At 68.4% G+C, this 17,351-nt stretch carries 19 protein-coding genes; 14 read left to right on the top strand and 5 right to left on the bottom strand.

The annotated features are described in order from the left end of the window. Positions 1 to 30 precede the first annotated feature (30 nt). The 5 genes from ectA (at position 31) to PC39_RS15405 (ending at position 5,236) form a co-directional block, all read left to right on the top strand. Entirely contained in the window at positions 31 to 600 is a 570-nt protein-coding gene (gene ectA / locus PC39_RS15425; protein ID WP_353254325.1) for a diaminobutyrate acetyltransferase, read from the top strand. Positions 601 to 662: 62 nt separating this feature from the next. Next, a complete protein-coding gene (ectB, locus tag PC39_RS15420; RefSeq protein ID WP_353254303.1) occupies positions 663 to 1,940 on the top strand; it encodes a diaminobutyrate--2-oxoglutarate transaminase in 1,278 nt (425 codons plus the stop codon). A gap of 75 nt (positions 1,941 to 2,015) precedes the next feature. Next, a complete protein-coding gene (locus tag PC39_RS15415; protein ID WP_353254302.1) occupies positions 2,016 to 2,405 on the top strand; it encodes an ectoine synthase in 390 nt (129 codons plus the stop codon). 170 nt (positions 2,406 to 2,575) lie between these two features. Beyond that, positions 2,576 to 3,619 carry a GGDEF domain-containing protein gene (locus PC39_RS15410; RefSeq protein WP_353254301.1) on the top strand — a complete coding sequence of 348 codons (1,044 nt, stop codon included), beginning with the start codon at positions 2,576 to 2,578 and terminating at the stop codon, positions 3,617 to 3,619. A 54-nt stretch (positions 3,620 to 3,673) separates the two neighbouring features. Then, positions 3,674 to 5,236, top strand: coding sequence for a BCCT family transporter (locus PC39_RS15405; protein ID WP_353254300.1), 1,563 nt, complete (start codon positions 3,674 to 3,676; stop codon positions 5,234 to 5,236). Positions 5,237 to 5,244: 8 nt separating this feature from the next. Here PC39_RS15405 and PC39_RS15400 read toward each other — a convergent pair whose 3' ends face one another. Both PC39_RS15400 and PC39_RS15395 read right to left on the bottom strand, forming a co-directional pair. Beyond that, positions 5,245 to 5,766, bottom strand: coding sequence for an HD domain-containing protein (locus PC39_RS15400; protein ID WP_353254299.1), 522 nt, complete (start codon positions 5,764 to 5,766; stop codon positions 5,245 to 5,247). Then, the gene (locus tag PC39_RS15395) at positions 5,763 to 6,086 is read right to left on the bottom strand and encodes a hypothetical protein (RefSeq protein WP_353254298.1); all 324 of its coding nucleotides are present in this window, start codon (positions 6,084 to 6,086) and stop codon (positions 5,763 to 5,765) included. Before PC39_RS15395 ends, PC39_RS15400 begins: the two co-directional genes overlap by 4 nt. 112 nt (positions 6,087 to 6,198) lie before the next feature. Between PC39_RS15395 and PC39_RS15390 the strand changes: the two genes are divergently transcribed. Further along, a complete protein-coding gene (locus PC39_RS15390; RefSeq protein ID WP_502950887.1) occupies positions 6,199 to 6,933 on the top strand; it encodes an epoxyqueuosine reductase QueH in 735 nt (244 codons plus the stop codon). A 51-nt stretch (positions 6,934 to 6,984) separates the two neighbouring features. Here the strand turns inward: PC39_RS15390 and PC39_RS15385 are convergent, their stop codons facing one another. After that, positions 6,985 to 7,383, bottom strand: a complete 399-nt coding sequence (locus PC39_RS15385) for a DUF4168 domain-containing protein (protein ID WP_353254297.1) — start codon at positions 7,381 to 7,383, stop codon at positions 6,985 to 6,987. Between the two features lie 185 nt (positions 7,384 to 7,568). Between PC39_RS15385 and PC39_RS15380 the strand changes: the two genes are divergently transcribed. From PC39_RS15380 to PC39_RS15370, 3 genes are all read left to right on the top strand, one after another. Beyond that, complete coding sequence (locus PC39_RS15380; RefSeq protein ID WP_353254296.1) at positions 7,569 to 8,081, top strand: RNA polymerase sigma factor; 513 nt, start codon at positions 7,569 to 7,571, stop codon at positions 8,079 to 8,081. Next, positions 8,078 to 8,908 carry an anti-sigma factor gene (locus PC39_RS15375; protein WP_353254295.1) on the top strand — a complete coding sequence of 277 codons (831 nt, stop codon included), beginning with the start codon at positions 8,078 to 8,080 and terminating at the stop codon, positions 8,906 to 8,908. The genes PC39_RS15380 and PC39_RS15375 overlap by 4 nt, the downstream gene beginning before the upstream one ends. 77 nt (positions 8,909 to 8,985) lie before the next feature. Further along, positions 8,986 to 10,170, top strand: a complete 1,185-nt coding sequence (locus PC39_RS15370; RefSeq protein ID WP_353254294.1) for a cation diffusion facilitator family transporter — start codon at positions 8,986 to 8,988, stop codon at positions 10,168 to 10,170. Between the two features lie 25 nt (positions 10,171 to 10,195). Here PC39_RS15370 and PC39_RS15365 read toward each other — a convergent pair whose 3' ends face one another. Continuing rightward, positions 10,196 to 11,560 carry a glutamate--cysteine ligase gene (locus PC39_RS15365; protein ID WP_353254293.1) on the bottom strand — a complete coding sequence of 455 codons (1,365 nt, stop codon included), beginning with the start codon at positions 11,558 to 11,560 and terminating at the stop codon, positions 10,196 to 10,198. Positions 11,561 to 11,831: 271 nt separating this feature from the next. Between PC39_RS15365 and ubiA the strand changes: the two genes are divergently transcribed. Further along, complete coding sequence (gene ubiA, locus PC39_RS15360; protein ID WP_353254292.1) at positions 11,832 to 12,710, top strand: 4-hydroxybenzoate octaprenyltransferase; 879 nt, start codon at positions 11,832 to 11,834, stop codon at positions 12,708 to 12,710. 203 nt (positions 12,711 to 12,913) lie between these two features. Further along, on the top strand, positions 12,914 to 13,396 hold the full coding sequence (greA, locus tag PC39_RS15355) for a transcription elongation factor GreA (RefSeq protein ID WP_353254291.1): 483 nt from the start codon (positions 12,914 to 12,916) through the stop codon (positions 13,394 to 13,396). 13 nt (positions 13,397 to 13,409) lie between these two features. On the opposite strand, the gene yhbY is transcribed toward greA, so the two are convergent. Continuing rightward, positions 13,410 to 13,688, bottom strand: coding sequence for a ribosome assembly RNA-binding protein YhbY (yhbY, locus tag PC39_RS15350; RefSeq protein ID WP_353254290.1), 279 nt, complete (start codon positions 13,686 to 13,688; stop codon positions 13,410 to 13,412). Positions 13,689 to 13,727: 39 nt separating this feature from the next. Between yhbY and PC39_RS15345 the strand changes: the two genes are divergently transcribed. The 3 genes from PC39_RS15345 (at position 13,728) to folP (ending at position 17,310) form a co-directional block, all read left to right on the top strand. Beyond that, the gene (locus PC39_RS15345) at positions 13,728 to 14,348 is read left to right on the top strand and encodes an RlmE family RNA methyltransferase (RefSeq protein ID WP_353254289.1); all 621 of its coding nucleotides are present in this window, start codon (positions 13,728 to 13,730) and stop codon (positions 14,346 to 14,348) included. A gap of 106 nt (positions 14,349 to 14,454) precedes the next feature. Next, positions 14,455 to 16,407 carry an ATP-dependent zinc metalloprotease FtsH gene (gene ftsH, locus PC39_RS15340; protein WP_353254288.1) on the top strand — a complete coding sequence of 651 codons (1,953 nt, stop codon included), beginning with the start codon at positions 14,455 to 14,457 and terminating at the stop codon, positions 16,405 to 16,407. 72 nt (positions 16,408 to 16,479) lie between these two features. Beyond that, positions 16,480 to 17,310 (top strand): dihydropteroate synthase, encoded by an 831-nt coding sequence (folP, locus tag PC39_RS15335; RefSeq protein ID WP_353254287.1) that lies wholly within the window; start codon positions 16,480 to 16,482, stop codon positions 17,308 to 17,310. Positions 17,311 to 17,351: the final 41 nt, after the last annotated feature.

Genomic DNA, 17,351 nt, shown 5'->3' with positions numbered 1-17,351 from the left:
ACGCTATAATAAGACCCGGATTCGCCACGGATTATCGTCATTCCGCAAGAGTCATCGAACAACAAGCCGGAGACCGCTTCCGGCAACCTGATACTCCGGGCCCCCGGCCTCGACGACGGCGCCGCCATCTGGCGCCTGGTCAAGGATACGGGCGTGCTCGACCTCAACTCGCCCTACGCCTACCTGCTGGTGGCCGAGCATTTCGGCCCCACCAGCGTGGTCGCCGAGATCGACGGCGAGATCGCCGGCTTCGTGTCCGCCTACTGTCCGCCCCACAAGCCGGAGACGGTGTTCGTCTGGCAGGTGGGGGTCGCCGCCGCGGGCCGCGGTCGCGGCCTGGCGACGCGCATGCTGTTCGACATCATGCGCCGGCCGGCCTGCGCGGAACGCGGCGTGCGCTATCTCGACACCACCATCGGGCCCAGCAACGAGGCCTCCATGGCGCTGTTCCGCGGCTTCGCGCGCAAGCTGGACACGGCGGTCGAAGAGACCGAGTTGTTCGCGCGCGAGCATTTTCCGGACCCCGAGGCGCACGAGCCCGAGATCCTGTTCCGCATCGGTCCCGTGGACCGAGCCCGCGTTCCCGACCCGTCGGCGTAGCGCGTCCCCGCGAATTCACCCGCAAGTCCCGAAGAGTCCGAGCCAAAAGCTCAGGAGCCAACATGGAAACCATCAATCGACTCGAATCCGAAGTGCGCGGATACGTGCGCTCGTTCCCCAAGATCTTCACCAAGGCCAAGGGCTGTCGGATGACAGCCGAGGACGGCAGCGAGTACCTGGATTTCTTCGCCGGGGCGGGTGCGCTGAACTTCGGCCACAATGACGAGGCCATGAAGGCCGCGCTGCTGGAGTACGTGCAGTCCGACGCCGTGACCCACGGTCTCGACATGGCCACCGACCAGAAGCGCCGGTTCCTGCTCACCTTCGAGGAGGTGATCATGAAACCGCGCGGCATGGACTACAAGATCCAGTTCCCGGGGCCGACCGGCACCAACGCGGTCGAGGCCGCGCTCAAGCTGGCCCGCAAGGTCAAGCAGCGCGACCGGGTGCTGTTCTTCACCAACGCCTACCACGGCATGACGCTGGGCTCGCTGGCCGTGACCGGCAACGAATCCAAGCGCGCGGGCGCGGGCATCCACATGCCCGGCGCCACGCCGATGCCGTTCTGCGATTACTACGGTGACGGTCGCGACACGGCCGCCGACCTGGAGATGATGCTGGAGAACAGTTCCAGCGGCTTGGAGAAGCCGGCCGCGGTGATCCTGGAGACGGTGCAGGGCGAAGGCGGCATCAACGTGGCCTCGAACGAGTGGCTGCAGCGCATCGAGCGTATCTGCCGCGAGCACGACATGGTGTTGATCGTCGACGATATCCAGGCAGGCGTCGGCCGTACCGGTCCGTTCTTCTCGTTCGAGCCCTCGGGCATCAAGCCCGACATCATCACGGTCTCCAAGTCGCTGTCGGGGTACGGCCTGCCGCTGGCGATCACCATGATCCGGCCGGACATGGATATCTGGAAGCCGGGCGAGCACAACGGCACCTTCCGGGGCTTCAACCACGCCTTCGCCACGTCCTGCGCCATGCTCGAAACCTACTGGCGTGACGACAAGCTGGAGAAGGAGACCCTGCGCAAGGGCGAGCTCATCAAGAGCCGCCTGCAGGCCATGGTCGACGCGCATCCCGGTTTCGAGGCCGAGGTGCGCGGACGCGGCTTCTTCATCGGCGTGGACTGCGCGCGCGCGGAACTCGCCGACGAGATCGCGGCCGAATGCTTTGCCAACGGTCTGATCGCGGAGACCGCCGGTGCCGACGACAACGTGATGAAGGTGATGCCGGCGCTGATCGCCACCGACGCCGATCTCGAGGAGGGCCTGGATATCATCGAGAAGGCGCTGACGACGGTGCTGGAGCGCCACGGGCTGCGCGACAGCGCGGCGTGATACCGGACCGCGCCGGCTGTCGCCGGTGCGGGATGCGTTACGCTGCGATCTTGTCGACCGACATCAGGAGCTGACATGAAGATAGTGCGTACCGAGGACCTCAGGGGTACCGACCGCGAGGTGGTCAGTCCCGCGGGCTGGACCAGCGTCCGCTGGCTGCTCAAGAGCGACGGCATGGGCTTCTCGTTCCACGAGACCACCTTCCCGCCGGGTCTCGAGTTCGACATGTGGTACAAGTACCACCTCGAAGCGGTGTTCTGCTACAAGGGCGAGGGTACCCTCGTGAACCGCGATACCGGCGAAGAGCACAAGATCGAGCCGGGCACGGTGTACGCCCTGGACAAGCACGACAAGCACACTCTGAAGGCCAAGACCGAGATGAAGCTGGTCTGTGCCTTCAATCCGCCGGTCACCGGCCGCGAGATTCACGACGAGGACGGCGCCTACCTGCCGGACACGGACTGATCGCGCCCGGCCGGCCGCCGTTCCAACCGGCGGCCGGCGCCGGGGCGGTGGCAGGTCATCGACACCGTCCAGTAATCTGCGGCGGCGGGCCCGTGCCCGATCCAGGCGCCATGCGCGAAGGGATTCCGGTGCCGGGCGTTGGTGCGAGTAAACCCGGGATGCGGCCGGCCATGCTTTTCGACCCCGAACGACGGAACCGCCTCGCGGTCCTGAAAGCCCTGCTGCTGATCACGATGGTCGGCGGCCTGCTCTTCCTCGGGTTCAATTTCCAGCGCGGGCAGTATCTGCTCGGGACGCTGGAACTGCTGATGACCGTTTTCGCCGGCGCGCTCTACGTGGTGGTCGGACGGACCGCCAACCTGCGGCGGTGGACGCTGATCTATCTGTTCCCCTTCAACACGGTGATGATGGTGGCCCTGGCGGTGCCGGACACCTCGGCCAGCGTGTTCGTGTGGGTGTTCATCATCCCGCTGTTGTCCTACCTGCTGCTCGGCCGGGTGTGGGGTTTCGCCATGTCGGCGCTCTACCTCGGCTGCGCCCTGGCGATCTTCGTGATCAAGCATTACGCCGACGCGCAATTGCTCACGCCCGTGGCCCTGAGCAACGTGGTCCTTTGCGCCGGCGCCATCTGGGCGTTCTCCCACGTCTACGAGATCAGCCGCGAACGCTCGGAGCGCCAGCTCCTGCGCATGGCCAGCACCGACCCGCTCACCGGCCTGCCCAACCGGGCCCGGTTCCGCGAGGTCTTCGAGCGCGAGCTCAAACGCATCGACCGCCAGGGCGGGACCCTGTCCCTGGCAGTGTTCGACCTGGACTACTTCAAGCGTGTGAACGACGTCCACGGCCACGATGCCGGCGATGCCCTGCTGCGCCGGGTGGGGGAAATCTTCGACACGCGTCTGCGGGCCACCGACTGGGTCTGCCGCATGGGCGGCGAGGAATTCTGCGTGATCCTGCCGGGCACGGATACCGCACAGGCGGTCGTGATCGCCGAGGAACTGCGCCGCCGGATCGAGGACATGGCCTTCGTCCACGACGGGGTCGAGATACCGGTGACCGTGAGCGTGGGCGTGGCCGAGCTGGACCCGGCCGCGCCCTATCTGGAGGCCCTGTACGGCGAGGCGGACAGCCGGCTGTATCGGGCCAAGGCCCGCGGGCGCAACCGTGTCGAGGCCGGTCAGGGCCGGTTTGCGTCGACCGGTCGGCACGCATAGGGTCGTGAGACCGAACACGGGCCGCCCCGACGCGGCCCGACTGGGAGATCAGGCATGCTGCGACGGCTCGAGACGCCTCTGGGGCTGAAGACCAATCCGTTCATTTTCTTCGTCTCCGCCGGGATCATCACGGCGTTCGTGCCCGTCGCCTCGCTGTTCAACGAACCCGTCAGCGCGTTCTTCGGCGCGATCACGACCTGGGTCGCGACGCATCTGGGATGGTTCTACATCCTGTCCGTCACCGGCCTGCTGCTGTTCCTGATCTGGATCGCGCTGAGCCGCTACGGGAACATCCGCCTGGGCGGCGACGACGATCGGCCGGAGTACGGTAATCTCGCCTGGTTCACGATGCTCTTCGCCGCCGGGATCGGGACCATTCTGATGTTCTGGGGCGTCGCCGAGCCGATCTCGCACTTCGGCAACCCGCCGCGCGGCGACGTGGAGCCCCAGTCCGTGGCCGCCGCCAAACAGGCCATGCAGATCACGCTCTATCACTTCGCCCTGCATACCTGGACCATCTTCGCCCTGCCGGGACTGGCGCTGGCCTACTTCATCTACCGCCACCGGCTGCCGCCGCGGATCAGCTCCATGTTCTATCCGGTGCTCGGGCGGCGGATCTACGGCCCGATCGGTTGGATCATCGACATCGTGGCGGTGGTCGGCACCATGTTCGGCGTGGCCACCTCGCTGGGGCTCGGCACCCTTCAGATCAACAGCGGCCTGCATCACCTGATCGGGCTGCCCAACACCGTGACCGCGCAGGTCGGGATCATCACCGTGATCACGCTGGCCGCGACGGCGTCGGTGGCGCTGGGACTGGACCGGGGCATCCGCCGGTTGAGCGAAATCAATATATCCCTGGCGGTGCTTCTGCTGCTGTTCGTGTTCGTGGCGGGACCGACCGTGTTCCTGCTCAAGGGCATGGTGCAGACCGCCGGGGATTACCTCGACAATTTGATCCACTGGGCCTTCTGGAACGATGCCTACGGCCGTACCGGCTGGCAGCGGCAGTGGACCGTGTTCTACTGGGCCTGGACCATCTCCTGGGCACCCTTCGTGGGTATCTTCATCGCCCGCATCTCGCGCGGCCGCACCATCCGCGAGTTCGTCGGCGGCGTGCTGTTCGCGCCGGTGCTGTTCTCCATCGTCTGGTTCTGCATCTTCGGGTTGTCGGCGATCGACATCGAGCTCTGGGGGCGCGGCGGTCTGGTGGAGCAGGTCGACGAGGATGTCGCCATCGCGCTGTTCAGCCTTCTGCAGCATTATCCGATGGCCCAGCTCACCTCGGGTCTGAGCGTGTTGATCGTCGTGATCTTTTTCGCGACTTCGGCCGACTCGGCGTCTCTGGTCATGGATATGCTCAGTTCGGGGGACGTTACCGAATCGCCGACCCGTCAGCGGGTGTTCTGGGCCCTCGGCGGCGGGGCGGTGGCCTGCTCGCTGCTGGTGCTGGGCGGTTTCGGCGCGCTTCAGAACGTAATCACCACGCTCGGCCTGCCGTTCTGCATGCTGCTGGTGTTCATGGCCCTGATGCTGGCGCGGGCGGTGCGCCGCGATTATCGCGGCGCGGCGCTGAGCGGGGAGGACACCGGCCGGACGACGACGCCATCCGGTTGAGCGCGGCGTCACCAGCGCAGCATGGGCAACGGTCGCAGGGGGCGACGACGGAATTCGCGCCAGGTCAGGCGAACGAGCAGGCGGTGGAAACCGAGATAGGGAAACCGCCGCCGCAGCGCACGGTAGTCGCGCCGCGACAGCCCGCCCGGGATCAGACCCATGGACACATCCGCGAGGTCCGCGCGCCGGAAGGCTTCGACCGCGGCGGCATGCGGCCCGCGATAGGGCGTCAACTTGTGGTGGAAACGGATCAGCGCGGCGACCGCCGCCAGGCGCGACGATTCGCCACGGTCCGACAGCCAGTCCGCGGCCCGGCCCACGGAGGGTTCCAGATAGTCGAAGGTGCCGTCGCTCCAGATGCCGAGGTCATGGAAGGCGGCGGCGACCGCGAGCGTGCGTTCGTCGCCGGCATGCGCCCGGGCCAGGTGGAACACCCGTTGCGCATGGTTGCGATAGGGGTCGTGGGCCGCCCCGAGGGCATCGCGCCATTCGTCGAGAATGGCGTCGACCGTGGCGTTCGCCCCGCTCAAGCCAGCAGGCCGCCGATCAGCGCGCCGACGATCAGCGGCCCGCTCTGGAACAGCACCAGCACGAAGACGCCGCCGCCGGCCAACGCACCGATCAGCGGCAGGCCGGTCAGGGCCGTGCCGAACAGGAACAACAGCGCGCCGAGTAGGGCGCTGGGCAGGATCGCGGCCAGGAACCCCCGGCCGACGCCGCCGGCGGTACGACCGCCGACCACGCCCGCGATCAACGGCCCAATGACGGGTAGCCAGAACAGCAGCAGCGAGATCAGGGCCATCCAGATCATCGCCAGGAGGAGGCTTCCCTGACGGGCTGTCTCGGTCATGTTCGTCTCCCTGTTTCCCGTAGGTGATGGCAATCGTAACAGGCGCGATATTGCACGATCGCGGGCGCCTGGCCCATCATGGGCGCGCATTATCCCTGCACGCCCACGCGCGATGAACCCCTACAGCCTGGATCGATACGAGCGCCCGGATCTGGAGACGCCCGACGGCGAGCGGCGTCTGCTGCTGCATTCCTGCTGCGCGCCCTGCGCCGGCGAGGTGATGGAGGCCGTCCAGGCCGCCGGCATGGATGTCACGGTGTATTTCTACAACCCGAACATCCACCCGCGCGAGGAATACGAGATGCGCAAGCAGGAGAACATCCGCTTCTGCGAGCGCCTCGGCATGCCCTTCGTCGACGGCGACTACGATACCGACAACTGGTTCGACCGCATCGCCGGCCTGGAGAACGAGCCGGAGCGCGGCCGCCGCTGCACCGTGTGCTTCGACATGCGTTTCGAGCGCACGGCCCTGTACGCGGCCGAGCACGGTTATCCGCTGATCTCCAGCACCCTGGGCATTTCCCGCTGGAAGAACATGACCCAGATCAACGAGGCCGGCGTGCGGGCGGCCGCCCGTTACGGCGAGGTCACCTACTGGACCCTCAATTGGCGCAAGAAGGGCGGTTCCCAGCGGATGATCGAGATCGCCAAGCGCGAGGCGTTCTACCAGCAGGAATACTGCGGCTGCGTCTATTCGCTGCGCGACACCAACCAGCACCGGCGGGCCCAGGGCCGGCCGCGCATCCAGAAGGGCGTGAAGTTCTACGGCCGCGAGGAGATCTGCGGCGACCGGGGCGGATCGGCGAGCCCCTATCCCTGGCTGCGGCGCGAGCGCGCCGGGGACTGAACGCCGGACGGGCCCGCGGCCGTCCGGCCGCGGGCCCCGCCAGGGCGGATTTCATTGCATCTGCTCGACCTTGGAGGCCAGCTCGGGGTTGGAACGCACCGCGTTGGCGATGGCGTTGTAGCGGGCCGGCTCGAGGCCGGCGTCGCGCACGGCCTTGACCATCTCCTTGTTGGCCTTTTGCCGCATCTCGGCCATCTTCGCCGGCTCCTGGCTGTCCTTGATCTTGCCTTCGTACGTCTTGCTGATCTCGCTGACGTCCTGCTGCGCCTCGGCGAAGGACTGCAGTTCCTTGTCGGAGAAGTCGGACGCGCCCTTCGGGGCCTGTTGCGCGGACGCCGGGGCATTGCCCTGCTGTCCCTGGTCGTAGTCGCCCTGGGCGGCCGCCGCCCCGCTGCCGGCGAGGGCCATCGCCCCGGCGAGGATGGTCAGTCGCTTGCGTATATCGTTCATCTTCAACTCCTTGCGTCTGTGGTCCGGATACGACGCGTCATGCGCCGCTGTCCCACCAACAAGGGCATGCGGCCCCTGGTTCCAACCGTCATTGCCCACGGTGTCAGCCGTCGGCCCGCCATGGAACCAAAGCCGTCCGGGCGTTGTACTTGTATGACAGGGTCCGAGAACGACAGGCGTCGGCTTTGAGTTTCGAGCGGCAAGTTTGCGAGCAACTGCCCCATCTGCGGCGTTACGCGCGCTCGCTGTGCGGCGATCCGGCGGCGGCCGACGACCTGGTGCAGGATTGCCTGGAGAGGGCCCTGCGCAAGCGCCATCTCTGGCGTCCCAAGGGGCGCCTTCGGGCCTGGCTGTTCCGGATCCTGTACCGGACCTATCTCAACGACCGGACATCCGCGCGCACGCGGCGCGAGGTGGTCACCCCGCACGCGGGCGACCCCTTGATCGCCCGCGGCACGCAGGAAGCCCACGCGCATTGTCACGACATCATGGCGATCGTGGACGGGTTGCCGTCCGGCCAGCGCGCCGCCGTCCTGCTGATGGCGGTGGAGGGGCCCAGTTACCGGGACGCGGCCCGGATACTGGATATCAATATCGGCACCCTGCGCTCGCGGTTGGCGCGTGCCCGCGAGACCATCCGGCAACGCTGCGAGGCGGATGCCGCCGGCGCGCCACGATATCTGCGGAGGGTCAAATGATCCGGTGGTCCCCCGATGACCGACCTGTCAGCGACGAGGACCTCAGCGCCTTCGCCGACGGTGCCCTGCCGCGCCGGCGCGCGGCGCGGGTCGCGGCCCATCTGCGTTCGGAGCCCGCCGACGCCGACCGGATACATGCCTACTGGCGGCGGGAAGCGGCACTGAAAAAGGCGTTTGACGTCGACGCGGACGAGCCCGGACCGAACCCTGACGCAGCGCTTGCGGCAGGGCGTCGGCGACGGGTGTGGCCCGCGCTCGCGGCGGTTGCCGCCGTGGCGGTGTTGACGGCCGGTGTCGGCCGGCTGGTCTGGGCACCGCCGCCGCCGGATTTTACGACGGCCGCCCTGGAAGCCTATGCGGAAAAGGTGGTTCGGGCGCAGGCCGTGTCGGACACGGCACCGCCGGCCGGGGGATTGGAGCCCGTCGGTCGGCGCCGTATCGGGTCGGCGTCGGGGGGACTCGTCGAGTATCGCTACCGTCGTGACGACGGCGCCCGGGTCGCGCTGTACGTCGCGGAGCGCGAGGCCCCGGCGGCGGAGGGACTGTTCCGGCTGTTCGAGCGCGGCGACACGCGTCTCGTGGAATGGCATGCGCACGGCAAGCACTATGCGCTGGTCGGGCCGGGCGGCGCCTCCGAACTCACGCGCCTGGCGGTCCGGATACGCCGCGAACTCACGGCGCCGCCGACGATCGCGGGCGCCACGGACGACCGCGATGCGTTGGTCGACGGTCCGGTCATCGATACCGGCGGCGCCGATGGTGGCGGCGCCGCCGCGCCGCAGGGCGTCGCTCCGGTGGACATGCCGCGGCGCGGCGGCGAAATGTAGACACGGGACAGCGGCGCCGGGGGCCGTTACAATATAGGACCGATCCGGTCCGAAAAGATTGGGCGAGACCCCTTCGCATGGCTCAGACACTATCCGACAAGCGCGTCGGCACGCCGGCGGCGAGCGACTACCGCGCCTATCGCCGCAAGCGCCGCGCCACCCTGGCCGGCGCGGCGATCAACCTGCCGCTGGCGGCGATCAAGATCGCCGCCGGCTATTTCGGCCGTTCCCAGGCGTTGCTCGCGGACGGACTGCACTCCCTGGCGGACTTGGTCAGCGATGCCCTGGTGCTGGCGGCGATCCGGGTCGGGGCCAAGAACGCCGATTACGACCATCCCTACGGCCATGCCCGGATCGAGACCGCGGCCATGGCCTTCGTGTCGCTGTTGCTGATCCTGGCCGGGGCGGGGATCGCCTTCGACGCCCTGCGGCGGCTGGCGGACCCGTCGCTGCTGTTGCGGCCCGGCTGGCCGGCCCTGATCGTGGCCGCCGCGTCGCTGGCCCTCAAGGAGGGCATCTACTGGTACACCATCCGCGCCGCGCGCCGCACGCGCTCGCCGCTGCTGGAGGCGAACGCCTGGCATCACCGTAGCGACGCCCTGTCCTCGGTGGCGGCCCTGGCCGCGATCGGCGGGAGCATGGCCGGCATGCCCTATCTCGACGCCGCCGGGGCGATCGTGATCGCGGTCATGCTGGCCGGGGTGGGGGTCCGCTACACCTGGCAGAGTCTGCGCGAGCTGGTGGATACCGGCCTGGAGCCGGATCGGCTCGCCGTGGTCCGGCGCCATATCGCATCGGTGCCGGGCGTGCGCCGCATGCGCCGGCTACGGACCCGGACCATGGGTGGCCACGAGGCGTTCGCCGACGTGGGCGTGATGGTCGACCCGTACATCAGCCTCACCGAGGCCCACCGCATCAGCGAGGCGATCAGCGCCCGCCTGGTCGATCACGTGGATGAGATCGCCGATATCTGCATCCATATCGAGCCGGACGGCCACGCGGATGCGCCCGCGGCCTACGATCTGCCGCTGCGCGAGGCGGTGGTGGCGGACCTGCGGGCCGCCTGGCGCGATTTCCCCGGTGCGGACTCGATCCAGCGCGTGACCCTGCACTACCTGGACGAGGCCATCGACGTGGAGGTGCTCATGCCCCTGGCGGAGGCCGAGGCGCAGGCGGAGGGCGCGGCCGGGTTGCAGCGGCGTTACGCGGCGCTGGCCGAGCGCATGCCCGCCGTCCGCCGCATCGAGGTCCTGTTCCGCTGAGCCCCTTGCTCTCGCCCGTCCTCCCTCAATACGCATATTCGTCGAAGACGGGATCGACGCGTTGGCCCCAACGCCCTTCGTAGGCGTCGAGCAGTACCTGCGCCTGGCTGCGGCCGCTGTCGGCGATCTCGTCGAGCTGATCCAGAAAGTGGCTTTCGTCGCGACCGATGGCATCGCGGCGATCGCGACGTTCCAGGCCCTGCCGGGCGATCGCGAGTACGTCCCTGGCGAGGTCGGCCACGGTGCCGCCTCGAAACGGCGTCCCCAGACCGGTGCGCGGCACCTCGCGGCGCAGGGTGTCGCGCTCCTCCTCGGTCCAGTCCTTGACCCGTTCCCACGCCGCGTCCAGGGACGCGGTGTCATAGCACAGGCCGGCCCATAGCGCGGGCAGGGCGCAGAGTCGGCGCCAGGGGCCGCCGTCGGCGCCGCGCATTTCCATGAAGCGCTTCAGCCGTACCTCGGGAAAGATGGTGGTCAGGTGGTCGTCCCAGTCCCCCAGGGTCGGACGCTCGCCGGGCAGGGCCGGCAGGCGGCCGTCCAGGAAGTCGCGGAAGGACTGGCCCGCGGCGTCGATGTAGCGGCCGTCGCGGTGCACGAAGTACATCGGCACGTCCAGGGCGTAGTCGACGTAGCGTTCGAAGCCCATGCCGGATTCGAACGCCCAGGGCAGCATGCCGCAGCGGTCGGGGTCGGTATCGGTCCAGATCTGGCTGCGGTAGCTCAGGAAGCCGTTGGGCCGGCCCTCGGTGAACGGCGAGTTGGCGAACAGGGCCGTGGCCACCGGCTGCAGGGCGAGCCCGACCCGGAACTTGCGCACCATGTCGGCCTCGGACGCGTAGTCCAGGTTCACCTGGACGGTGGCGGTGCGCAGCATCATGTCCAGGCCGAGATCGCCGCGCGTGGGCATGTAGCGGCGCATGATGTCGTAACGCTGCTTGGGCATCCACGGCACCTCGTCGCGTCGCCAGTTGGGCGCGAAACCGAGGCCGATCAGACCCACGCCCAAAGTCTGGGCGACCGTCTTGACCTGGGCCAGATGCTCGTGGACCTCGGCGCAGGCCTGGTGGATGGTTTCCAGGGGGGCGCCGGCCAGCTCGAGCTGGCCGCCGGGCTCCAGCGTGATGTGGCAGCCGCCCATGCGCAGGGCCACCACCCGGCCGTCCTCGCGTAGCGGCTCCCAGCCGTAGCGGGTGAGTGCCTCCAGGAAGGCGCCGACGCCGGCCTCGCCCTCGTAGGGCAGGGGCGAGCGATCGTCCAGGCGGAACAGGAATTTCTCGTGCTCGGTGCCCAGGCGCCAGTCGGCCGGCTCCTTGCAACCCTGCTCGAAGTACGTCACCAACTGTCGCCGGTCTTCGATCGGCTCGCCGCCGGAACGCGAGGGTGCGGACATCGTTCATACCTTTGTTGGGATCGTCTTCCGGCCGGGGCCGGGCCGGCAAAGCTACCATGCCTGGGCACCCGTGCCTAAGCGGTCGCCGCGTGCTAGTGTCCCGTCCTATAAGTGGCTTGTCTCATGAGTGCGAGTCCATCGGCGCGTCCGGCAACGCCGCGCGCAATGCAAGCTTGCTTATGAGACGGGACACTGGCGCGTCCAGGCCGGGGCCGTCCCGGAAGAAGACCGGGACGGCCGCGGATACCTCACACGGACCCCGGGAGGCGACATGACGGACGGCGTGGCGACGGCGGGACGCATCGACCGCTATTTGCGGCTGACGCGCCTGGACCGTCCCATCGGCATTTTCCTGGTGATGTGGCCCATGCTCTGGGCGCTCTGGCTGGCCGCCGATGGCGTGCCGCCGCTGTTGCCGCTGGCGGTCTTCCTGCTCGGCTGCGTCCTGATGCGCTCGGCCGGCTGCGTGATCAACGACGTGGCCGACCGCCGGATCGATCCGCACGTGCGCCGCACCAAGGCCCGGCCTCTGGCCACCGGCGAGATGGGCGTGGCGGAAGCGGTCGCCCTGTTCGCGGGGCTCTGTCTGGCCGCCTTCGCCCTGGTGCTGCTGCTCAACCGCCTGACCGTCCTGCTGTCGTTCGTCGGTGCCGGGCTGGCGGTGCTGTACCCCTTCACCAAGCGCGCGACCCACTGGCCGCAGATGTTCCTGGGCGCGGCCTTCGCCTGGGCGGTACCCATGGCCTTCGCGGCGGTCACCGGCACGGTGCCGGCCGCGGCGTGGCTGGTCTTCGCCGCCACGCTGGTATGGGCGCTGGTCTACGACAGCATGTACGCCATGGTCGACCGCGACGACGACCTGCGCATCGGGGTGAAATCGACCGCCGTGCTCTGGGGCCGCCACGACCGGTTGTGGATCGGCGTCTTCCAGGCGGTATTCCTGGCGCTGCTGGTCGCCGCCGGCCTCGCGTTCGGGCTGGGGCCGGTGTACTACATCGGGCTCGCCGCGGCGGCGGCGATCGCGGTCTACCACCAGTGGTTGATCCGCGGCCGCGATCGCGACGCCTGTTTCCGCGCCTTTCTGCACAACAATTATCTGGGCATGGTGGTATTCGTCGGCATCGCACTGGACCGGCTGCCGCTGGCCTGACGCCTCGACTTCCGGGCGGGGCGTTGCTAGGCTTCGCCGGAAGGCCGGATGCCGGGGGGACCGGCTCGCCGGGTGTATTGGCGGGCCTCGGTTGCATTGCCCGGGCCCGATAGCCTTTCCCGCTGTATCCCGACCCCGGTTGAGATCATTCGTTTCCGCGGCCGCCGCGGGACGGCGGCCGTATCGACGGAGGTAGGTCGACGATGGACAAGACCCCGCTGACGCAGCGCGGGGCGGAAGCCCTGCGTGCCGAACTCAAGCGGCTCAAGAGCGTGGAGCGCCCACGTATCGTGAAAGCGATCGAGGAGGCGCGTGCGCATGGCGACCTGCGCGAGAACGCGGAATACCATGCCGCCAAGGAAGAGCAGGGTTTCGCCGAGGCGCGTATCGCCGAGATCGAGGGCAAGCTCGCCAACGCCCAGATCGTGGACGTGGTCAGCGCCGGGGCCCGTGCCGGCGGCCGCGTGATCTTCGGCGCCACGGTCGAGCTGGTGGACGACGATTCCGGCGACGAGCTGACCTACCAGATCGTCGGCGAGGACGAGGCCGACATCAAGGAGGGCCGGTTGTCGTTCGCCTCGCCCATCGCGCGGGCGCTCATAGGCAAGAACGAGGGCGACGTGGTCGAGGTCGACGTCCCCGGCGGCGAGCGTACGTTCGAGATCGTGGGGGTACGCTACGAGTAGCGCGCCGCGCGTCTCAGGCTTCTTCCGGGCGCGGCCGGTAGATCGTCGCGGTATGGCCGATGGTCTGCACGCAGGCCGCGTCCAGCTCGGTGCAGATGCGTTCCACCATCGCCCGCCTCTCCGCGCGGTCCCCGGCCGCCAGCTTGAGCTTGATCAGCTCGTGGTCGAACAGGGCGCGCTCGATCTCGGCGAGCACGGCGTCGGTCAGCCCCGCGGCGCCGGTCTGTACCACGGGCTTGAGATGATGCGCCCGGCGCTTGAGCGCGAGGCGGGTGTCGGCGTCCAGATCCATGCGCGTGCCGTACTGTTGATCGGGCGAGGAGTCTAACCCTTGAGCAAACGCCGCGATACCAAACGTTGGCTGGCGGCCCACAAGGCCGATCCGTACGTGCGCGCCGCCGCCGCCGGCGACTGGCGCTCGCGCGCGGTCTTCAAGCTGTCGCAGATCGACGAGCGGGACCGCCTGGTCCGGCCGGGTATGACCATCGTGGATCTCGGCGCCGCGCCGGGCGGCTGGAGCCAGTATTGCGCGCGCGCCCTGCGCGGCGACGGCCGCGTGATCGCCATCGACCGCCTGGAAATGGCGCCGGTCGCGGGCGTCACCGTGATCCACGCCGATTTCGCCGAGCAGGCCGGCCTGGACGCCGTGCACGAGGCCCTGGCCGGCGACAGCGCGGACCTTGTGCTTTCCGATATGGCCCCCAACTTGAGTGGTGTGTCGGTCGTCGACCAGATGGGCGTGATGCACCTGGCCGAGCTGGCGCTGGATTTCTGCGGCGAGGCCCTGAAACCCGGCGGCGACATGCTGGTCAAGGTGTTTCAGGGCGAGGGCTTCGACGCCCTGCTGGCGGATATGCGTCGGCGCTTCGAGCGCACCATGGTGCGCAAGCCGGAGGCCTCGCGCGACGCCAGCCGCGAACAGTACCTGCTGGGCCGCGGCTGGCGCGGCTGATCGGGCGGGGCCGGGACCGTACGGGACCGTATGATTTATACTCGGGCCGTGGCGGTGAGAGATACCATTTGAAACGGTCCGCTGGTCCGGACCGGGGAAGAACGCGTTGAACGAGTTAGCCAAGAACCTGCTGCTCTGGGTGGTGATCGCGCTGGTGCTGATGAGCGTGTTCTCCAGCTTCGCCCCCAGCAACAGCAGTGGCCAGGAGATCAGCTATTCCCGCTTCATCGAGCAGGTGGAGCAGGGCAGCGTGCAGCAGGTCCATATCAAGGACAAGCGAATCGAGGGGCAACTCGATTCGGGCACCCGTTTCGTCACCTTCAGTCCCGAGTCGGACAACAAGGCGATGATCGGTACCCTGCTCGAACACAACGTCGAGGTCACCGGCGAGCCGCCGGACGACGGCTCCTTCCTCAAGCAGATCCTGATCTCCTGGTTCCCGTTCCTGCTGCTGATCGGCGTCTGGATCTACTTCATGCGCCAGATGCAGGGCGGCGGCCGCGGCGGCGGCGCGATGTCCTTCGGCCGCAGCAAGGCCCGGATGATGGCCGCCGACCAGGTGAAGATCACCTTCGACGACGTCGCCGGTGTCGAGGAGGCCAAGGGCGAGGTGCAGGAACTGGTCGAGTTCCTGTCCGATCCCGGCAAGTTCCAGCGCGTGGGCGGCAAGATCCCGCGCGGTGTCCTGATGGTCGGGCCGCCCGGCACCGGCAAGACGCTGCTGGCGCGCGCCATCGCCGGCGAGGCCGGGGTGCCGTTCTTCACCATCTCCGGTTCCGACTTCGTGGAGATGTTCGTGGGCGTGGGCGCCTCGCGCGTGCGCGACATGTTCGAGCAGGCCAAGAAGCACGCCCCCTGCATCATCTTCATCGACGAGATCGACGCGGTCGGCCGCCATCGCGGCGCCGGCCTGGGCGGCGGTCACGACGAGCGCGAGCAGACCCTGAACCAGCTCCTGGTGGAGATGGACGGCTTCGAGGGCAACGAGGGCGTGATCGTGATCGCGGCCACCAACCGCCCGGACGTCCTGGACCCGGCGCTGCTGCGTCCGGGCCGCTTCGACCGCCAGGTGGTGGTGCCGCTACCCGACGTGCGCGGCCGCGAGCAGATCCTGAAGGTCCACATGAAGACGGTGCCGGTGCAGGACAGCATCGACGTGCGGGTGCTGGCGCGTGGCACGCCGGGCTTCTCCGGCGCCGATCTGGCCAATCTGGTGAACGAGGCCGCGTTGTTCGCGGCGCGCGCGGACAAGCGCCTGGTCGACCAGGAGGACTTCGAGCGCGCCAAGGACAAGATCATGATGGGCGCCGAGCGGCGGTCCATGGTCATGAGCGAGGACGAGAAGAAGCTCACGGCCTACCACGAGGCCGGCCACGCCATCATCGGCCTGTCCGTGCCCCAGCACGATCCCGTGCACAAGGTGACCATCGTGCCGCGCGGGCGGGCTTTGGGCCTGACCATGTTCCTGCCCGAGGAGGACCGGTACAGTTACTCCAAGCAGCGATTGATCAGCCAGATCTGCTCGCTGTTCGGCGGTCGTCTCGCCGAGGAGCTGATCTTCGGCAAGGAGGCGGTGACCACGGGCGCCTCCAACGACATCGAGCGCGTGACCGAGATCGCCCGCAACATGGTCACCAAGTGGGGTCTGTCCGATCGCATGGGGCCGCTGGCCTACGGCTCCGACGACGACGAGGTCTTCCTCGGCAAGTCGGTGACCCAGCACAAGCACATCTCGGACGAAACGGCGCACGCCATCGACGAGGAAATCCGCGCGATCGTGGACGACTGCTACCGGCGGTCGAAGCAGATCCTCGAGGACAACATGGACAAGCTGCATCTGATGGCGGATGCGCTGATGAAGTACGAGACCATCGATCGCAAGCAGATCGACGAGATCATGCAGGGCCACGAGCCGGGACCACCGCAGCACTGGAACGACTCCGACGAGTCCGGGCCCGGCGGCGGGTCGCCGCAGGCCGCCGGCGGCGACAAGTCGCCCCGGCCCAAGCCCGGCGGCGACGACGGGGTACCCAGCCCGGCGCATCACCGCCAGTCCTGACGCTTCATCCGACCGGCCGGGGGCGTGGAGTCGGCGCGACGACGCGCGCTCCGCGCCCCGCCGTAGTCCGCCATGAAACTGATCTGCCGAGACAGGACACTCGACCTGGGACGCCCGGCGGTCATGGGCGTGCTCAACGTCACCCCCGATTCCTTCTCCGACGGCGGCGAGCACGACGACATCGACCGTGCCGTCAGGCGCGCGCTGTCGATGGTGGAAGAGGGGGCGGATATCGTCGATATCGGCGGCGAGTCCACCCGGCCCGGGGCCGAGCCGGTCGACGAGGCCCTTGAGCTCGAACGCGTGCTGCCGGTCATCGAGGCGCTGCGCCCGCGTACCGGTGCGGTGATCTCCATCGACACGGTCAAGCCCGGCGTGATGCGTGCCGCCTGCGCCGCCGGCGCCGACCTGATCAACGATGTGCGCGGGCTGCGCGAGCCCGGCGCCCTGGCCGCCGCCGCCGAGACCGGGGCCGGGGTCTGCCTGATGCACATGCAGGGTCGCCCGCGCACCATGCAGTCCTCGCCGAACTATAGCGACGTTGTGCTGGACGTCCGCGATTTCCTGACGGAACGCATCGAGACCTGCGTCCGGGCGGGTATCCCGCGCGAGCGCCTGGTCGTCGATCCGGGCTTCGGCTTCGGCAAGAACCTGGCACACAACCTGGCGCTGCTGCGGCGCCTGCCCGAGCTGGTCGAGCTGGGTCCGCCCCTGCTGGTGGGGGTGTCGCGCAAGTCTATGTTCGCGCACTTGCTGGGCGACATACCCGCCAAGGAACGCCTGCCCGCCAGCCTGGCCGCCGCCGCAATCGCGGTGACACGCGGTGCCAGGCTGGTGCGCGTGCACGACGTGGCCGCCACGCGCCAAGCCGTGGATATCGCCTGGGAAGTACGTGATCCGTGATTTGTGGTGCAGGATTTGAAATGATGGCGCCATAGGGCCGG

The sequence above is a fragment of the Salinisphaera sp. PC39 genome (assembly GCF_040361335.1).
Taxonomy (GTDB): Bacteria; Pseudomonadota; Gammaproteobacteria; order Nevskiales; family Salinisphaeraceae; genus APNM01.
Note: the sequence above shows the minus strand (reverse complement) of the source record. Positions and strands in the feature narration are given on the sequence as shown.